The following is a 17,377-nucleotide window of genomic DNA, read 5'->3' as shown; positions in this document are numbered from 1 at the left end:
GCGACTTGCTGCGAACTTTGCAACGGAACCAGAGTAGGTCCGTGCAAGTACCCTTGGTCGTGCCTGCCTGCCAACTCGCACGACGGCTTCCGTCCTAGCTCACCGTCAGCACGATCTTGCCTTGGATGTGCCCTCCGGCAGCCCGGGCGTGTGCCTTGCTCGCATTGTGAAGTGGGAACGTGCTGTCGATCCCGACGCGAAGCGACCCGGCATCGAACAGCCGTGCGAGTTCCGCAAGCTGTGCGCCATTGGAGCGAACCTGGGTCGTGGACACGGTGACACCGAGCCTCGCCGCCTCGTCGTGATCCGAGAAGCCCAGGAACACTGGAAACAGCGCACCCCCCCGCTTCAGGGTGCGCAGGAACCGGCCCGTTGTCGTTCCACCAAGCGTGTCGACAACGAGATCGAGATCGCGCGCGACCTCTTCCGCAGGCGTCCTGGTATAGTCGATAAACTCGTCGGCCCTGAGGCCGCGCACGAACGACTCGTGCCTGCCCGACGCCACAGCGACGACATGTGCCCCCTTCCACTTGGCCAACTGTACCGCGAAGTGTCCGACCCCGCCGGCAGCGCCATTGACGAGCACCTTCTTGCCATCGAGCGGAACGGGACGGTGGCGTTCGGGCTGAAGGGGATTGGGCTCGTCATGACCCCGGTCGATCAGGAACTGCCACGCAGTAAGTGCCGACATGGGAACGGCCGCGGCCTGCACATGATCGAGACGAGCAGGCTTGCGCGCCACCTCGGATGCAGGTGCGGTCACGTATTGGGCATAAGCGGCGCTCTCTCCGAAGCTCGGGAAGCGAACCATGCTGTAGACTTCGTCGCCTACCGCAAAGGTCTCGGCGCCCGGGGCGACCGCCTCCACCACGCCCGACACGTCGGTGCCGGGGATGGCCGGCAACGCGATCGGCAGTCGCCACTCCGGAGGAAGCGCTTTCATGCCCTCGCGCAGATACCAGTCGGGCGGGTTGATGCCTGCCGCATGCACCCGAATGAGCACCTCGCCCGCTTTCGGCGCCGGCTTAGGCGCGTCCTCGTATCGCAGCACATCGGGGCCGCCAAACTCGTGCAGTCGGATTGCCTTCATCGTCGCGATCGACATTGCGCTATCTGCTCCGGGCCAGGTGCGCTACCCTAAGCGGGTCGGCGCCCCGAATATACGGAGCACCACCCCGCTTAGCAAGGCAGAGGTATGCGAGCTGACGCTCGGAAGAACTACGATCAGCTTCTCGCCACCGCGCGCGAGATCGTGGCTCGCGACGGGGCTGGCGCGTCGATGCGCGACATCGCCCGCCGGGCAGGTGTGGGGTTCGGGACGATGTACCGCCATTTTCCCACCCGTGAGGCATTGCTGGAGGCACTGCTTTGCACCGAGTTTGATGCGATGGCGGCACGGGCGGATGATCTGGAGGCATCGAGCGCGCCCGACGAGGCGCTCGTGACCTGGCTGCGCGAGACGATTGCAGCAGCCCATGCCTATCGCGGCGTCACGGCATCCATGATCGCCGCCATCGAAGACCCGGGGTCCGCACTGCATGCATCTTGCGTTGCGATGCGCAGTGCCGGCGCCCGGCTACTCGCACAGGCGCAAGCCGCAGGATTGGCGCGGAACGATATCGACGGGACCGACCTGTTCGCGTTCGTCGGCGCGCTGGCCTGGCTCGCCGACCAACCCGCGCTTGCGCCGCGTACCGACCGTCTGGCCAGCATCATCTTGGAAGCAATCCTGATGAGGAGCCCCCGAAAGCCCGGTGCCATGTCGTCCGAGCCGCCGCGTCCAATCGATGGCTAGCCAGTCCTCGATCTCCGCGTCCGCCACGGTCGACACCGATCGGCGACAGCCGTTGGGCGGCGTCCTCCGGTGTCAGGCAGAAAGTTGATTTGGCATTGTCGCCGCCGATAGCGCGGATGGGCAATGTCTCACGCACGCCCGGCGCTCAACAGCCGATCAGCAAAGTAGCGCGATGGCGTGGTGCCGAGCGCCTTCTTGAACATCAGGATGAAGGCCGTCGTGGATTCATACCCCAAGTCGCCTGCCACCTGCTGGACGGTCGCTCCGCCGGCAAGTTCCCGCAGCGCGATGACCAGATGCAGCTGACGGCGCCAGCGGCCGAAGCTCAATCCTGTTTCCTGGACCATGAGCCTCTTCAGCGATCGCTCGCTGACCGCGACATGCTCAGCCCATTGACCGAGCGTCCGGCGGTCGCTGGGGTCTGCCAAAAGAGCCGCCGCGATCAAGGCGATCTTTGGATGGTCGGATACGGGCAGCTCCAGCCTCTCCCGCGGCATCAGCGCGAGCTCATCGAGCATGACCCGCACGAGGCGATCGACATGGGCGTCGCGCGCATCGCTTTCCGACAGGTCCGCTATCCAGTGTATCATCTCCCGAAGCATCGGCGATACCGCAAGCGTGCAGCATTCAGCCGGAAGCATGGCCGCGCCGGGCTCGACAAACAGGTATGTCAGGCGAGCATTGGATGTGACCCGATTGCTGTGAGGAACGCCACCGGGAACCCAAATTCCGCAGTCGGGCGGAACGATCCAGACCCCACCCTCCGCCGTGCAGGTTACCGCGCCATGTAGCGCCAGAATCAGCTGACCCTGCCGGTGCTGGTGCTGGTGCCCCTCGGCTTCGTGGTCGGCGAAGTCCATCCTGATCGCCATCGCCGGCCCATGCGAGAGGCTCAGATCGCAAGCGGTACTGCAGGGAGGCGGCTTGTTCGAAGGTTGGCCCGATTTAGAGATCATATGGCATTATCTCCGGATTTGTTCGAGACACAATCCGTTAGAATCCCGGTTCAGCAACTTCAGGAGATCAGCCATGCGTATCGCCGTGGTTGGCGCGACCGGCAGGATCGGCGCCAGACTTACCGAAAAGCTCTTGGCCAAAGGCCATTCGGTCAAAGCTCTTTCGAGAGGAGGGGCCGCCCTCGATGCGCTTGTCGCGAAGGGAGCGGAACCGTTCCTTGGCAGCTTCGACACAGGAACTGGTGATCTTAACAAGTTCTTCGAAGACGCTGATGCTGCTTTCCTGATGGTCAAGACGATATGGGCAGCGGAGGACCTTCATGGGCACTACCCCACGGTGGCGCTCCGGTTTTTCGACGCACTTCGGGATTCCCCGGTGAAACTTGCCGTGAGCCTGACCGCAATGGGCTCCGAGGTTAGCGGAAACACCGGCCATTTCCAGGGCTTCCACATCCTGGATCAGATCCTCAACCGGCTACGCGACATCGATCTGGTGCACCTGCAGGGTGGCTGGTTCATGCAGGACCTGTCCAGGTGGGTCGACGCGATCGCACAGCACGACAGGATTGGCTGGACGCTCGACCCCAATGTCAAGGCTCCCTGGGTGGCCATTCAGGATATCGCGGATTTCGCGGCGCAGGAGTTCGACACGCCGACTGGCCAGCACCGATCTGTGAAGCAACTCGGCACCGATTACACGATGACCGAGATCGCCGCGATCATCAGCCGGGCACTCGGTAGAGACGTGGATTATCGTTTCGTCGATCCGAATGATCGCAAGATCGAGACGGTATTCCGGGAGAGGTTCGGAACGCTCGATCGGTGGGTCTATGATAAGAACACCTCGGCTGCGCTCAACGATGGGCGTGTGAAGTTCCGCGACGATCGTCCTGCGCTGCGCACGACGATGGAGGAATTCGTCAAGGAAACCCTCAGGCCGCTGATCGAGAAGGCGCGGAAGGACGGCGCAAAAGCAGAGACCTTCCTGACGTGGTGCTCAAAATAATAGGTGCTGAGTTAAAGAAATCCATGTGAGAACCTCATACAAGGTTTGTTTTTTAGTAACTTGATTACCGACAGTTCTATTGCAGACGAAGGTCTGATTGAGAGTGTCCGGCGTCAGCACCAATGGCACAGATTTGAGGTTGTGATGTAAGGAGGATCTGGGCTTCGTCGTAGTGACGAAGGAACGAAGATGAAGCCCAGATCCTCCATTGCGAAATCATCGGCGAAGGCCCCTGCGGAGCGGGTGGTGAAGGACATCCGGCGGCAGACCCGGCGCCACTTCTCGGCCGAGGACAAGATCCGCATCGTGCTGGATGGCCTGCGTGGGGAAGACAGCATCGCCGAGCTTTGCCGCAAGGAAGGCATTGCCTGTCCGTCGTCAGAACATTTGGCGCAGATCGGGGCGTAGATTAGCGGAGAGCGGGCCTCGTCTGGGGGTTGATGTTAGGCGGCGATCTTGCGGTGCTGCAAGCGCCGATGTTCGATGGTCTGTCGCTTGATCCTTTCGCGCTGTTTGATGATGGCTGGCGCCCTGCCGAAGTAGGCGTCTGCAGGTGTCACGTTGGCCAGGCTCTCGTGGTATCGCTGGTGATTGTAGTGTCCAACGAAGGCCTCGATCTGGGTTTCGAGATCGCCGGGCAGAAAGTAGTTTTCGAGCAGGATGCGGTTCTTCAGGGTCTGGTGCCAGCGTTCGATCTTGCCTGGGTCTGGGGATGCATCGGAGCGCCGCGCACATGGCTCATCTTCCGGGCCTCGATATATTCCGCCAGTTCGCCGGCGATGTAGCTGGGGCCGTTGTCGCTGAGCAGCCTGGGCTTGTGCAGCACCGTGGCGCTGTCGCAGCCGGAAGCCGCCAGGGCGAGGTCCAGCGTGTCGGTCACGTCCTCGGCTCGCATGTTGGTGCACAGCTTCCAGGCGATGATGTAGCGCGAGAAGTCGTCGAGCACGGTCGACAGGTACATCCAGCCCCACCCGATGATCTTGAAGTAGGTGAAGTCGGTCTGCCACATTTCGTTCGGCCGGGTGGTTTTGGTGTGGAACGCGTCGGCCGCCTTGATCACGACGTAGGCTGGGCTGGTGATCAGGTCATGGGCCTTGAGCAGCCGGTAGACCGTCGATTCCGACACGAAGTAGCGCCGCTCGTCGGTGAACCGCACGGCCAACTCGCGGGGGCTGAGATCGGTCGCTTCCAGCGCCAGCTCGACGATCCGGTCGTGGATCTCGGCCGGGATACGGTTCCACACCCTGCTCGGCGCGGATGGCCGATCTTCCAGCGCTTCCGGCCCGCCCTCGCGATAGCGGTCATACCACCGATAGAACGTCCGGCGGGCGATGCCGAGCTTGTCCAGCGTGCGCTTGGGCGGCAGGTGCGACTGCTCGACGATCCTGATGATCTCGAGCTTTTCTGACGCGGGATACCTCATTCGCCGTCTTCCCCATCCGCGATCATGCTTTTTTTCAGCAAGCGGTTTTCGAGCGTCAGGTCGGCCACGCATTCCTTCAGCGCGCGGGTTTCGCGGCGCAGATCCTGGACCTCGCCGATGGTCGCGGCACGGGCGGTGTCGCCCGCCAGCCGGCGCTTGCCCGCTTCCATGAACTCCTTCGACCAGGTGTAGTACAGGCTCTGGGCAATGCCTTCCTTGCGGCAAAGCTCGGCGATGCTGTCTTCCCCACGCAGGCCATCCAGCACGATGCGGATCTTGTCCTCGGCCGAGAAGTGGCGCCGGGTCTGCCGCCGGATGTCCTTCACCACCCGCTCCGCAGGGGCCTTCGCCGATGATTTCGCAATGGAGGATCTGGGCTTCATCTTCGTTCCTTCGTCACTACGACGAAGCCCAGATCCTCCTTACATCACAACCTCAAATCTGTGCCATTGGTGCTGACACCGGACAGTGCGGACGGAGCGGCAGCGGGCCGGGATGCTGAGGGCGGAGGCCGCGTTCCAGACCGGGCGGGGCCTGCGCGCCTTTGTGACAGGGGACCGGCTGGTATTCCTGAAGAACGACCGGGACCTCGGGGTGAAGAACGGCACGCTGGCGACGGTAGAGCAGGCGGCACCGGGGCGGCTGGTGGCGCGGCTCGACGGCGGCGTCCGGGTCAGCGTCGAGCAGGCCCGCTACACACAGATCGACCACGGCTACGCGGTGACGCTGCACAAGGCGCAGGGGGCGACGGTGGACCGGGCCTGGGTGCTGGCCTCCGGCGGCATGGACCGGCACCTGGCCTATGTCGGGATGACGCGGCACCGGGACGCGGTGACGCTTTATGCCGGGCGGGACGATTTTCGCGATGAAGCCGCCCTGACGCGGCGGCTGGGGCGGGCACGGCCGAAGGTGAGCAGCCTCGACTTCGCGGAGCGGCGGGGTTTCGCAACGGAGAAGGCCTGGGCGGAGAACGCACGGGCCTGGATGGAGCACGGGCGGGAGTGGCTGGAGGCCCTCTGGGGCCGGGCCGAGCAGGCCATCGTCGTCATGCGGGAGCGCTTTGCCGGTCTGACCCAGCCTGAGCCGGCGGAGAGCCAGGAGCGCGGCACCAGCCTGCGCGAGTTCTTCCGGCCTGCTGCGGCGGCGCCGGATCGGAGCGAGCGCCTGCGGGCGGCCTTTGGGCGGGAACAGGCTGCCGATCCTGGCCAAGAGGCGGAGGCCCGCCGGCAGGCGCTGCGGGAGAGCTTTGCGCCGACCAAGCCGGCCGAGCCGAAGACCGCGGAGCAGCTGCGCCAGGCTCTGCGGGAGCGTGATCCGCCGGCGGTAGAACGCGGACGGGATCAGGACAGGGACCAGGAGCGATAAGGGTGATGGGCCGCATTGCGCTGCGCGGTCGGGGGCCTTAGCGCGGGTTCGACCGAGGCCGTGGGAAACGCGCTTTCGTTCGGAGATCGTCGGATCCACGCGGGACGTAGCACGAGACGTGGCCCGTTCGTTGCGGGGGACCAGGCAGGCTACCGCCGTAGGCGACCGAGGCCGCGGCAAAACGCGCTGACAGGTCGATTGCGTTGGCTTGCAGCTGTTGCGGCGGGGTCGTCTGCCGGATGACAACGCCCTCGCCGAGACTGTCATCGGCCTGTTCAAGCCTGAGGTGATCCGCCGACGCGGCCCTTGGCGCAACATGGAGGCCGTCGAATTCGCTACCCTCGACTGGGTTGACTGGTTCAACAACCGCCGCCTCCTCGAGCCGATCGGCAACATCCCGCCGCCCGAGGCTGAAGCGCGCTAATAGACTGCCCAACAGGAGATTTTGCTGGCAGCCCGACTCAAGCTCACCGGCCTCCGGCAAACCCGGGACGGTTCAGGACAGATCAGTCGGCTGAAGATGCTAAAACGCACCATGTATGGTCGCGCCAGCTTCGCGCTGCTCCGTCGCCGCGCCCTCATCGCTGCCCAATCCACGCAAAGTGCGGGAGAACCACCAATTCGAGGGAGGATTACCTGCCATATTCCCGTTTGGGTGGAGCGTCAGGTTACCATGCTATTGGTCCGCGCCGCATGAGTTCAAATATTTTGAAGGAAATTCCACCAAACAATTGGCTTGTCCTGATGTGACGCTCCTGTGACGCTGATGCTTGTCACTGGATAAAGTAGTGCGCAGACGCCGCAGCAAGGGCCTCCCTAATTCATACGTGCCCGCTCGGTTATCTCTCTACAGCTTCCTCAAGGAGCTTGCCGTCGATGTACTGGGAAGATCTGACTTGGCCCGAACTGGACCGGACGAGCCGCACGACGCCGGTCGTCCTGAACCTCGCCTCGATCGAGCAACACGGACCACACCTGCCGCTCAGCACGGATTCCGCCATTGGGGGCTTCTTCATGCAGAAGCTGGATGAGGCGCTGGGTAGCTCGGTCCTGGTGCTGCCGCAAGTCAAGGTCTGCTGCTCCGCCCACCACATGGATTTCCCGGGTACGCTGACGGTACGGCACGAGACACTGCTGGCCTATGTCTGCGACATGCTGGAATCCATGGTTGCGCATGGCTTCCGCAACATCGTGCTTGTTAACAGCCATGGCGGAAACCAAGCGATCGGCCAGGTGATCTTGGAGAAATTCGGTGCTGCCCATCCGGACTGCCGCATCGTGTTTCTGACATGGTGGCGCATGGCGGCGGCGGAGCTGGAGCGGATCCGGGAATCCGGGTTCGGCGGCGTCGGCCATGCCTGTGAGTTCGAGACGGCGATCATGATGCACGCCGTCCCGGATACGGTGCGTACGGCGTTGATCGCCGGGCAGAACTACGTGCCCACCTTCCCCTGGGCGGATTCCGAGATGCTGATCTCCGGCCGTGCCTCGCTGTTCCGCACCATCAGGGCGATGTCCAACGGCACCGGCGTGCTGGGCGATGCCTCTCTGGCCAGTTCCGACAAGGGGCGGCGCATCACCGAGGCGGTGATGCAACAGCTCATCGCCATCATCCGGAGCCTGCACGAGGCGTCCTGACGGGTTCCGTTGCAAAGTTCGCAGCAAGTCGCAAATGGCCGCGGTAGGTTTCGGATTAGGCGGCGACCTGGAACAACTCGGCCACACAGCTGGCTTGGGCCCGCATGTCTCGTCCGCCTACCTCGTGTACCTGCTCCTTTCTGAGCATCGCCATCGCCTCGTAGCCTGCCAGTGTTCGCCGCGCCGTATCGAAACCGCCGAAGCCAAGCCCTGGTCTGACCAAGCGTTTCATGCGCCGGTGATCTTGTTCCACAATGTTATTGAGAAACTTGCATTGTCGTAGCCGGGCGAAGCGCCACAGCTCGTCGTCTGCCTTCATCTCCGCCGTGGCGCACGGGTAAGCTGGGTTCTTGTCCACTGTGATCGTGCGCGGGTTTACCGTGTGCGGCTGCCGCAGCGCCTTGCGAAAGAAGCGCTTTGCAGCCTTCGCGTCGCGCTTGGCCGAGAGCAGGAAGTCGATGGTCTGACCACGGCTGTCGACCGCGCGATACAGGTACATCCAGCGGCCTTTCACCCGAACATAGGTCTCATCGACTCTCCACGACCCGTTGGACATACGCAGATAGGGCCGGAGCCGTCGCTCCAGTTCCGGTGCATAGGCCTGGACCCAGCGAAAGATGGTGGTGTGTGCGATGGCAACACCGCGGTCCTGCAGCATGAGCTCGAGGTCGCGGTAGCTGATCGGGAACATGAGGTACCAACGAACTGCCCAGAGGATCACCTCGGCGGTGAACTGCCGGCCTTTGAAGGTCAGATCCGCCCGAAGTGTCGCCAGTCGCCGTCTTGCCATGTCCCAGCATGGCTGCGATCGCCTCGACCCGCAAACGATGCAACAGAACCCCTACTCTCCACAGGGCATCGCCTCTTACCTCGACTTTGGCCATCAGGCGGCGTGACAAAGGACGTAAGCCCAGACGTGCTGGAGCGCTCGCCGGGGTTTTGTGCTGTGACCGCTGTGCCGGGATGTGAGGAAATCTTGCTCGCACCAGATGTGACGTCGCACGGCGGCGAGAGTATCGCTGAAGGTCGGACGTTCCTTGTGATACCAGACGCTGCTTGCCGCGGTATTGCGTTCTGAGGCTCTGAGCTGGGCAGCCAGGAGGGTGACAAGCGAGAATAGCCCAAGCAGGCATGGCGTCGTGCGGGCGATGGCGAGCTCCGACCGCTGCCGCTGGGTCTCGACACCGAGATGCACCCTGGTTTCCTGAGACCCCGTTTCATAACGGCTGAGCCAGACGCCGGACGAGGATCATGGCGGCGGCGAGGGTGAAGAAGGCGACGGCGGAACGACGGTGGCCTCGTGATCGCGAGCGAGGCGTCGGCAGCGGCCGAACCAAGCGAAGCTGCTCTCGACCACCCAGCGCCTGGGTTGCACGGCGAAGCCTTTCTGGCCGGGTGCGCTGCCGATGATGGTAACGGCGACGGGGGAGGCTCGGGCGACACGCGGACCGGCGTAGGCGCGGTCGGCGAAGCAGCGGGCCAGGAACGGCCAAGGGCGGCGCGACATGGCCAGGAGGGCCGCACCCCCTCGGCTGTCATGCAGGCAGGCGGGCGAGATGGCGGCGAGCAGGAGCCTACCGTCCGTGTCCACCAGGGCGTGGCGCTTGCGGCCCGTCACCTTCTTCCCGGCATCGTAGCCGCGGACACCTTTCACGCCGACACCGCCCGAGCGGACGGATTGGGCGTCCAACACCGCCGCTGTCGGTGAGGCCTCTCGGCCGACCCGCTCGCGGTCGGCCATGATGAGGGCGTGCGCCAGTCGCTCGAAGGTGCCCCGGCGCGAGAGGCGCAGGAACCAACGGTGCACGGTCCCGGGCGGCGGGAAGTCGCGGGGCAGATGCGCCCAGGCGCAGCCGGTACGGAGCACGTAGAGGATCGCATCGACCACCCGCCGCATCGGCCAGGACCGGGGTCGTCCGGTCTTTGCAGGGCTTGGCAAGAAGGGCTCGACCAGGGCCCGCTCGGCATCGGTCAGGCACGTTGCATAAGGCTGGGAGCCGCGCGCAAGCTGCGCGCGGGCGGCAGGGGTCCACATGGGCCACCTCGAAGGACGTCAGACACCCTCCGAACGCGCAGAACCCCCGCCGCTCACCCCGCCTCAGCCGTTATGAAACGGGTTCTGAAAGGTCACCTCCAGCTGCCAGCGCTGGATGAACCAACACAGGATCTGCTCGGGCGTCCGATCAGGATCAGTGCACAGCAGGGCCTGCGGCTCGAACCGGCGATGAGGATCGCGGATCAGGACCCAGCGGATCGGCAGGATCGGCATTCCGCTATGACGCCATACGGCAGTGGCCGAGCAGATCTCGATGTTGCGTTCGCCCTCACCATACCAGCCTGGGATCACGACACGCTGCCAACGCGTATCGGCACCGACCAGCACCTCCGACAGGTTGGGCCGCCGCGCCCCTTTGGTCCGGGGCCGACCATTGGTGCCGGGCAGCCGGGGTGGCGCCGGATCGTGGAGCGCGGCATCGAGCCGCAGGCGCGTGACCCCGGTGATCCTGTCCCGGGTCAGGGCAGCCAAGAGTTCCAGGGCAGCAAAGCCGCTGTCGCCGACCAGCACGATGTCTCGCTCTGGAAGCCAGCGGCGGGCCTGCAGGATCAGTTGGCGGGCCCAGTCGGTGAGCTTCTTGTGCCTCTGCCCCCGTTCGCGGCAGAACCGCTCCGAGGGCGCCAGCGCGGACAGGAAAGGCAGCGCCCAGATCCGACCAGCCCAAGGAGTGCTGCGCGGCAATCAGGATGAGAACGGCCCGGCGATCAGGATGAGAATCGCCGCCGTGGTCCCGTAGGTCGGGCGTAGCCCGGCCGGGGGGACCACGGCGGTGAGGCGCGATCCTGACAAGGGTCTCGCCGTCTGGCGGTTACGGCCGGTCGGCACCGGGCATTGGCAAGTTGTTTAGCGAGGGGGCGAGTTCGGCCGCGTGACTGAGGGTGCGGCAGGATCAGGATGCTGCCTCGGCGCAGGTTTCCTGCCGCCAGATCCGAAAGGCCTTGGCCCGAGCGCGCCGGTACTCACCGGCCGTCATCAAGTGCCGGCGAGGACGGAAATGGCCGTAGATCATGCTGTGGGCTGAGAGGAACCGCTGAGCCTGCCCGGCCGACTTGAACCGCTGCATCTGCCGTTCTCGTCGCCGGGTCGGCCGGTGCGAGTTCTCCGCCCGATTGTTGAGATAGCGGCTGCTCCGATGCCGGACCTCGGGTAGGATCTCGCGCTGCGCCACGCCGTAGCTCTTCAACCCGTCTGTGACCAACCGCTGTGGCTTGTACCTCATGCTCGCGAGCAGGCGCTTGAAGAACCGCTTGGCTGCACCCCCGTTCCGCCGATCCTGAACAAGGATGTCCAGCACCACGCCGTGCTGGTCCACCGCGCGCCAGAGATAATGCAGCACGCCATTGATGCGTAGAAACACCTCATCCAGGTGCCAGGTGTCGCCCGGCTTCGGTCGGCGCCGCCGCAGCCTGGCCGCAAACTCCGAACCGAACTTCCGGCACCAGCTCCGGATGCTCTCGTGCGTGACGGTGATGCCCCGCTCTGCCAGGATCAGTTCCACATCCCGCAGGCTCAGGCCAAATGCGTGATACAGCCAGACGGCGTGGCTGATGATCTCCGCCGGAAAGCGGTAGCCAGGGTAGGTGGCGGGGTCAGGCGTCATCCGGCCAGCTTCGCCCAGCTCGCTCTCTGCGGCTACTGCCGCTCAACTTGGCAATGCCCGGCCGTGACCACGCTCCGAGATAGTGCCGCACAGCGGACAGACAGCCTTCGTCGCTACTCCATGGAACGCGACGACGATCCCACCTTCGCCCTGGACGACGCTGTCCACCGCGAGCTCGGCGGGCACCAATGACGCGACGCCGATCCCAGACCGCATGGCCTGCCCTCCCGTGATTGCCACAGCAAGCCAGCAGCGGTGCTGTCGCGGCTGTGGTGGGAAAAGGGGTGGCGTAGTCTCCGGCTTGTTCAACGAGCTATGCCCGGCGTTGGCGCGCCGGTGGTGACCACGCCATGGAAGAGGATAGCAGCAAGGACGCGACCGGGGACGGTCTCACCGCCAGTGACAGACCAGCGCCTCTCCTGCCCCTCCGAACATCCTCCTGCCACTCAGCAGCGCGGGATTTGCGGGAGAACCCAGTTCTCAGCGAAACTCTACAGATTCACCCTTCGGCCTCGGCGGATCGGTGTTTACCGCCGATACGAAGCGTGGTGTGGATCGGCATGGAATAGGAACCCTGTTGGAGGGGTGATCGGCGTCCAAACGGGGTTCTGACTCAATTTTGCTGAAGTTGACGTGCTGGGTTCCCTGGTCAGTCAGGGATCAGCAGGATGGCGAGGAACCTCAGTCCAGCAGCTTTAATCCCGCCAGGATTCGTCCTGGAGAGCGTGGACGAGACCGGCACAGCGGTGGTGATGACGGTGCGACCATCAACGGTAGCAGGGATCTGTCCCGGCTGTGGTGGCGTCAGCCATCGAGTGCACAGCCGCTACACTCGGAACTTGGCCGATCTCCCGTTGAGCGGGCGTCCTGTGGAATTGAAGCTCCTCGTCCGGCGGTTCCGCTGCGACCGTGCCCTGTGCCCCCGCCGCATCTTCTCCGAACGGTTCGTGGCTGCGACGCCATGGGCTCGGCGCACGGCCCGGCTGGACGAGATCGTCCACCACCTCGGCCTGGCGCTTGGCGGCCGTCCGGCCGCGAGCTTCGCCCAGAGGCTGCGATTACCGGTCAGCAACGACACCTTGCTGCGGGTCGTCCGGCGCCGTGGAAGCCCAGCGTTCACGCCACCGCAGGCGGTCGGGATCGATGATTGGGCGTGGAAGCGCAACCACCGTTACGGCACGCTGATCTGCGACCTGGAGCGACGACGCACTATCGCCCTCTTGCCCGACCGCGAGCCCGCAACGGCGCAGGCCTGGTTGTCCGGCCAGCCGCAGATCGAGATCGTGACCCGCGACCGCGGTGGCGCCTACGCCCTGGCCGCGGCACGGGCGCTACCTGATGCGATGCAGGTAGCCGATCGTTGGCACCTGATGGAGAACGCCAGCCAGGCTTTTCTGGCCGCGACCCGAGCCTGCATGCGCCAGGTGCGCGCGGCTATCGGCGCCACCACGGTCGACCCCCGGCTGCTGACCGCGGCGGAGAAGCTCCAGTACGAGGGTTATCTCCGACGTGAGGACGCCAACGCCGCGGTCTTGGCGCTGCACAAGGCGGGCAAGGCGATCAAGGAGATCGTCCGGTGCACCGGTCATAGCCGCGGAACGGTGCGGCGCATCCTGCGCGGCCAGCGCGCGGATGTGTTCCGCACGCGGGAAAGCTCGCTCGAGGCACACCTCCCCTGGCTGGACGCGCGCTGGGCGGCTGGAGCCCGCAACGGCGCCGCGCTGTGGCGCGAGCTTCGCGATCTCGGCTTCCACGGCTCGCTGCGGGTGGTCGCAGAGTGGGCGACGCGTCGCCGCCGGTCAGAGCAGGTCAACGTCGAGGGGCTGAGCCGTGTTCCGTCGGCCCGCACCGTGGCACGCCTGATGACCATGGCGCGTGACAGCCTGTCCAAGACGCAGACTGTGACGGTGGCTGCTATCGAAGCCGCGGTGCCTACCCTGGTCCAGGCGCGGGAGATCGTCGAAGCCTTTCACGCCTTGATCCGCCGAAAACATGAGGCCGCGTTGGATGGCTGGCTCGACAGGGCGGCAGCCAGCCTCCTGGCCCCGTTCGCGCGCGGGCTCGCCCGGGATCATGTCGCCGTCCGAGCCGCAATTTCCTCCGCTTGGTCCAACGCCCAAGCCGAGGGGCAGATCAACAAGCTGAAGGTGGTCAAACGCCAGATGTATGGCAGAGGGAATCTCGACCTGCTCCAGGCCCGCGTCATAGCAGCAGGCCGATGACCGCCATCGAAATTGCGTCAGAGCCCCTATTCCATGCCGATCCACACACCTACAAACCAGCCTCTTATCGCTAAAGCGAATACAAAAGCGGACGGGCCTAGTCGGCCCGGAGCTTTTGCTAAGGCAGACAACCAGGTCATCGCCATCCGGCCGAGGGCAGACCAAGCGGCACCAGTAGAGACGGGCAAGAGGGAAGGAAGGCAGGAAAGCGCGCTCCGGGGCTTCAACGTGTCGCCGGGGTTCGTCGTTCAGATTGCCCCGAGCTTCGCAACGTGGATCACCAAGCCCGCGCCGACGTGGTCGGAGCTGCTGGACGTAAGCACGTTGGTTCGGTCCGAATTGGGAATCTCGCAGCACGCATGGGGGCAGGCGTGCGAGGCGCTAGGCCGACTTGAGGCCCTTGTGACGCTGGCCGCGATCGACGCGCGCCGAGCTGCCGGCGAGGTTGGGAATCCCGGCGGGTTGCTGCGGAAAATGGTGGAGCTGCATCGAGGCGGGACGCTGCGCCTGGACCGGACGTTGTTCGGGCTGGCCGACAAGCTGAAAGACCGGTTGCACTAGGCCCCGGCGTAAGACCCGGCGCGGATGGCAAAGGTATGCCGAGGTATAGGATACCTGTTGACAATGTATCGTATACCTTGCATATACCTTGGCACAGCCGGTCGGGCTGCGGTAGGAGGCAAGCATGTCGGGAAATGTCGTTCAGGTTCTAACCTATAAGTCGGTCGAAACCATCCTAGCGGTAGGTGGAACGCAGTCGTGGGCGCTCGATCGCAACCGGGCGAAGGGGTGCAAGTATGCGGTCTGTTGCCGCAATGCGAACACGCGGGAAGCGGAGGGCAACGAGGCCCACGGTTCGGCCTTCATCGTCGGCAAGGTGTCCGACGTGGTGGAGTCCACCGACCACGATGGCCGGTGGCTGATCCTGTTCAGCGAGTACGCGACGGTCAACGTTGGCGACCAATGGGAAGGCCGGAACCCGGTGCGCTTCTACACCGTCGAGGACTACGACGGGCACATCGACTTCGACGCCCTTGATTGGAAGCCCATGCCGGAGCTGGAAGCCAGCTCCACGACGGCGCAGCCGATCCAGGGAATGACCATCACCCAGGCTAAGGCGGCACTTGCTGCGACGTTCGGCGTCGATCCGTCTGCCGTTGAGATCACCATTCGGGGTTAGGTGGTCGAAACTAGCCGGACGCAAATGAGGCCCGGCGGGCGGCAACCCTCCGGGCCTCGATTGGTGCGTTGGTCCATGCAGGAGACGCGGGACAACACATAGCAGATCGAAGCCCGATTTACAGGGGTTTTGAAGCCAAAGGGTTCGGCGCCTGCCGCTGCGCGGCACCGCGGCTCTAGTCGCTTCGCTCCCCAAGCCCCCAAGCGGGGTCTTGGCCCTTCGGGTGACGATCCGACTGGCGGAAAGAAGGGGGGCCAGACCAGGGCGCGGGCGCCAACCGGCCTTCCACCCACCTTCCTCCGCGTCGCTGCGCGCCGCTCCGTGCAGGCGGGTCCCTGTGAAGGCCAGTTGACCCCCACCCCCTGCCCCGGCGGTTCTGATGGTGTCGGGACGAGGGGCGTCTATCAACGCCCCTCGCCCTTCGGTCGAGGGGTTCTCCTTCGCCTGCGGCGCGCGTCGAACAAGGGGCGGGGTGAAGGGGGAGGATTTGCACGGTGCAAACCCATCCTCCCTTTCAGGCCGCGTCAGCGATGCGGATTTGCAGTGTCAGGCCGGCAGCGGTCGTCAGATCGACAAGCGCGTCCAAGCTGAACTTGCCGAGCTTGCCTCGAAGCAGATCGTTGAGGCGGGGCCGTGTGACACCCAGGCGTCCGGCCGCGACCTCTTGCGTAACCTCCCAGGTCCTAACTCGCGCGACCAGGGCGGCGAGCAGATCGGCCCGCGCCTTCATGCTGGCGGCTTCGGCCGGCGTGTCCGCGATTGCGTCGAAAACGTCACCAAAGGTTTGCGCTTCCATCGCCCTATTCCTTCCATGCCCGGAGCCGCTTAGCGGCAATCTCGATGTCTTTTTGCGATGTCTGCTGGGTCCGCTTCTCGAAAGCGTGCAGGACCAAGACACGATCCGGCAGTGTTGCGAGATACAGCACGCGGAAGGCTCCCGACGCCTCCCTGACCCTTACCTCCCTCACGCCCGGCCCAACGGTTTTCATGGGCTTCCAATCGGCCGGATCGTCTCCGGCCTGGACGGCGCGAAGCTGAAAGCCTGCCTCCGATCGAGCATCCTCCGGGAAGTCCCGGAGCCGAGCGAGACTATCGCCTAAGAACGTAATCGGCTTCACGGGGTGAGTGTATCAAAACCGATACAGGATAGCAATCGTAAATAAAATAATTCAAAGTGTTTACAAGTATTGACGGCGTAGGACTGCTAAGCTATTGTTCCTGTGTTGGTTCGGTAGAGCCGACCCGGACCCGACGCGGCGGCAACCGCAAGGCTCCGGTGACACATGCAGGAGTGACCCCTATGCAGCTTTCCAGCCGTTTCGCCGCTAAGTCCCCCGCCATCCGGTCGGCGTCGCCCCTGACCGACGACGAGATTGCGCGCGTTGTGCCGTCCATCTTCGCCCAAGCGCCCCACGACAGCCGTTCGGAGCGTTACACCTACATTCCGACGATCGAGGTTTTGCAGGGCCTTCGCAAAGAGGGTTTTCAGCCTTTCATGGCGTGCCAAACGAAGGTGCGGAACCTCGATAAGCGCGAACACACCAAGCACATGATCCGGCTTCGCCACGCGAACCAAATCGCCGGCCGCGAGGCTAACGAAATCATCCTGTTGAACAGCCACGACGGAACGAGCAGCTATCAGATGCTCGCCGGCATGTTCCGCTTTGTCTGTCAAAACGGGATGGTCTGCGGTGACACGCTCGCGGACTTCCGTGTGCCCCATAAGGGTGATGTGATCGGGCAGGTTATCGAGGGCGCCTATACCGTCCTTGATGGTTTCGAGAAGGCGACCGAGCAGGCTGAGGCGATGAAGGCCCTTGCCCTGCCGGCGCCGGAACAGGCCGCGTTTGCTCGTGCCGCCCTCGCGCTTCGCTACGACGATGAGAACCCGGCACCGATTGAGGCCGAGCAGCTCCTACAGGCGAAGCGTTACGAGGATCGCAGCGGCGACCTTTGGACCACGTTTAACCGGGTTCAGGAGAACATGACGAAGGGCGGCGTTCACGGGCGCAACCGCACCGGCAAGCGCGTGACAACCCGCCCCATCAACGGCATCGACCAGAACGTGAAGGTCAATCGTGCCTTGTGGGTGCTGGCCGAGGAAATGCGGAAGCTCCGGGCCTAACGGCCCCGAGC

General features: G+C 64.3%; 17 protein-coding genes and 2 pseudogenes. 10 read left to right on the top strand and 9 right to left on the bottom strand.

Going from position 1 to position 17,377, the window contains the following annotated elements; translation table 11 throughout:
* Positions 1 to 94: 94 nt before the first annotated feature.
* Positions 95 to 1,105, bottom strand: coding sequence for an NADP-dependent oxidoreductase (locus tag RGI145_RS23360; RefSeq protein WP_075800929.1), 1,011 nt, complete (start codon positions 1,103 to 1,105; stop codon positions 95 to 97).
* Between the two features lie 90 nt (positions 1,106 to 1,195).
* Between RGI145_RS23360 and RGI145_RS23355 the strand changes: the two genes are divergently transcribed.
* Entirely contained in the window at positions 1,196 to 1,795 is a 600-nt protein-coding gene (locus RGI145_RS23355; protein ID WP_075800928.1) for a TetR/AcrR family transcriptional regulator, read from the top strand.
* A gap of 128 nt (positions 1,796 to 1,923) precedes the next feature.
* Here RGI145_RS23355 and RGI145_RS23350 read toward each other — a convergent pair whose 3' ends face one another.
* Positions 1,924 to 2,751, bottom strand: a complete 828-nt coding sequence (locus tag RGI145_RS23350) for an AraC family transcriptional regulator (RefSeq protein ID WP_075800927.1) — start codon at positions 2,749 to 2,751, stop codon at positions 1,924 to 1,926.
* Between the two features lie 73 nt (positions 2,752 to 2,824).
* Between RGI145_RS23350 and RGI145_RS23345 the strand changes: the two genes are divergently transcribed.
* A complete protein-coding gene (locus RGI145_RS23345; protein ID WP_075800926.1) occupies positions 2,825 to 3,757 on the top strand; it encodes an NmrA family NAD(P)-binding protein in 933 nt (310 codons plus the stop codon).
* A 189-nt stretch (positions 3,758 to 3,946) separates the two neighbouring features.
* Positions 3,947 to 4,126, top strand: a pseudogene (locus RGI145_RS25300) (transposase); the annotation flags it as partial.
* A gap of 74 nt (positions 4,127 to 4,200) precedes the next feature.
* Here RGI145_RS25300 and RGI145_RS23335 read toward each other — a convergent pair.
* Positions 4,201 to 5,563: pseudogene (locus tag RGI145_RS23335) on the bottom strand (IS3 family transposase).
* Between the two features lie 112 nt (positions 5,564 to 5,675).
* Between RGI145_RS23335 and RGI145_RS23325 the strand changes: the two are divergent.
* The 3 genes from RGI145_RS23325 (at position 5,676) to RGI145_RS23315 (ending at position 8,183) form a co-directional block, all read left to right on the top strand.
* On the top strand, positions 5,676 to 6,545 hold the full coding sequence (locus tag RGI145_RS23325) for a hypothetical protein (protein WP_075800924.1): 870 nt from the start codon (positions 5,676 to 5,678) through the stop codon (positions 6,543 to 6,545).
* Between the two features lie 208 nt (positions 6,546 to 6,753).
* On the top strand, positions 6,754 to 6,969 hold the full coding sequence (locus RGI145_RS23320) for an integrase core domain-containing protein (RefSeq protein ID WP_257787125.1): 216 nt from the start codon (positions 6,754 to 6,756) through the stop codon (positions 6,967 to 6,969).
* Positions 6,970 to 7,421: 452 nt separating this feature from the next.
* A complete protein-coding gene (locus RGI145_RS23315) occupies positions 7,422 to 8,183 on the top strand; it encodes a creatininase family protein (RefSeq protein ID WP_075800923.1) in 762 nt (253 codons plus the stop codon).
* Between the two features lie 55 nt (positions 8,184 to 8,238).
* Here the strand turns inward: RGI145_RS23315 and RGI145_RS23310 are convergent, their stop codons facing one another.
* The 4 genes from RGI145_RS23310 to RGI145_RS23295 form a co-directional block, all read right to left on the bottom strand.
* A complete protein-coding gene (locus tag RGI145_RS23310) occupies positions 8,239 to 8,973 on the bottom strand; it encodes an IS6 family transposase (protein WP_075800922.1) in 735 nt (244 codons plus the stop codon).
* 427 nt (positions 8,974 to 9,400) lie between these two features.
* Positions 9,401 to 10,218 (bottom strand): IS5 family transposase gene (locus tag RGI145_RS23305; protein WP_156878763.1). Its coding sequence is split into 2 segments (ribosomal slippage): positions 9,401 to 9,474 and positions 9,474 to 10,218, totalling 819 coding nucleotides; the frame shifts between segments, so codons are not numbered across the junction.
* A 63-nt stretch (positions 10,219 to 10,281) separates the two neighbouring features.
* Positions 10,282 to 10,920 (bottom strand): transposase, encoded by a 639-nt coding sequence (locus RGI145_RS23300; protein WP_083671509.1) that lies wholly within the window; start codon positions 10,918 to 10,920, stop codon positions 10,282 to 10,284.
* A 208-nt stretch (positions 10,921 to 11,128) separates the two neighbouring features.
* On the bottom strand, positions 11,129 to 11,839 hold the full coding sequence (locus RGI145_RS23295) for an IS6 family transposase (RefSeq protein WP_075800850.1): 711 nt from the start codon (positions 11,837 to 11,839) through the stop codon (positions 11,129 to 11,131).
* Between the two features lie 668 nt (positions 11,840 to 12,507).
* Here RGI145_RS23295 and RGI145_RS23290 point away from each other — a divergent pair.
* The 3 genes from RGI145_RS23290 (at position 12,508) to RGI145_RS23280 (ending at position 15,241) form a co-directional block, all read left to right on the top strand.
* The gene (locus RGI145_RS23290; protein WP_075800875.1) at positions 12,508 to 14,061 is read left to right on the top strand and encodes an ISL3 family transposase; all 1,554 of its coding nucleotides are present in this window, start codon (positions 12,508 to 12,510) and stop codon (positions 14,059 to 14,061) included.
* A 228-nt stretch (positions 14,062 to 14,289) separates the two neighbouring features.
* Complete coding sequence (gene repC / locus RGI145_RS25945) at positions 14,290 to 14,622, top strand: replication initiation protein RepC (RefSeq protein WP_237183370.1); 333 nt, start codon at positions 14,290 to 14,292, stop codon at positions 14,620 to 14,622.
* A 124-nt stretch (positions 14,623 to 14,746) separates the two neighbouring features.
* Entirely contained in the window at positions 14,747 to 15,241 is a 495-nt protein-coding gene (locus tag RGI145_RS23280) for a hypothetical protein (protein ID WP_075800920.1), read from the top strand.
* Positions 15,242 to 15,755: 514 nt separating this feature from the next.
* On the opposite strand, the gene RGI145_RS23275 is transcribed toward RGI145_RS23280, so the two are convergent.
* Both RGI145_RS23275 and RGI145_RS23270 read right to left on the bottom strand, forming a co-directional pair.
* Positions 15,756 to 16,037 carry a helix-turn-helix domain-containing protein gene (locus tag RGI145_RS23275; protein ID WP_075800919.1) on the bottom strand — a complete coding sequence of 94 codons (282 nt, stop codon included), beginning with the start codon at positions 16,035 to 16,037 and terminating at the stop codon, positions 15,756 to 15,758.
* A gap of 4 nt (positions 16,038 to 16,041) precedes the next feature.
* Positions 16,042 to 16,359 carry a type II toxin-antitoxin system RelE/ParE family toxin gene (locus RGI145_RS23270; protein ID WP_075800918.1) on the bottom strand — a complete coding sequence of 106 codons (318 nt, stop codon included), beginning with the start codon at positions 16,357 to 16,359 and terminating at the stop codon, positions 16,042 to 16,044.
* A gap of 182 nt (positions 16,360 to 16,541) precedes the next feature.
* Here RGI145_RS23270 and RGI145_RS23265 point away from each other — a divergent pair, with 182 nt between their 5' ends.
* Positions 16,542 to 17,366, top strand: coding sequence for a DUF932 domain-containing protein (locus tag RGI145_RS23265; RefSeq protein WP_075800917.1), 825 nt, complete (start codon positions 16,542 to 16,544; stop codon positions 17,364 to 17,366).
* Positions 17,367 to 17,377 lie beyond the last annotated feature (11 nt).

Source organism: Roseomonas gilardii (assembly GCF_001941945.1).
In the GTDB taxonomy this organism is placed as follows: domain Bacteria; phylum Pseudomonadota; class Alphaproteobacteria; order Acetobacterales; family Acetobacteraceae; genus Roseomonas.
The sequence above is the reverse complement of the archived record's forward strand: the minus strand, read 5'-3'. Positions and strand labels throughout refer to the sequence as shown.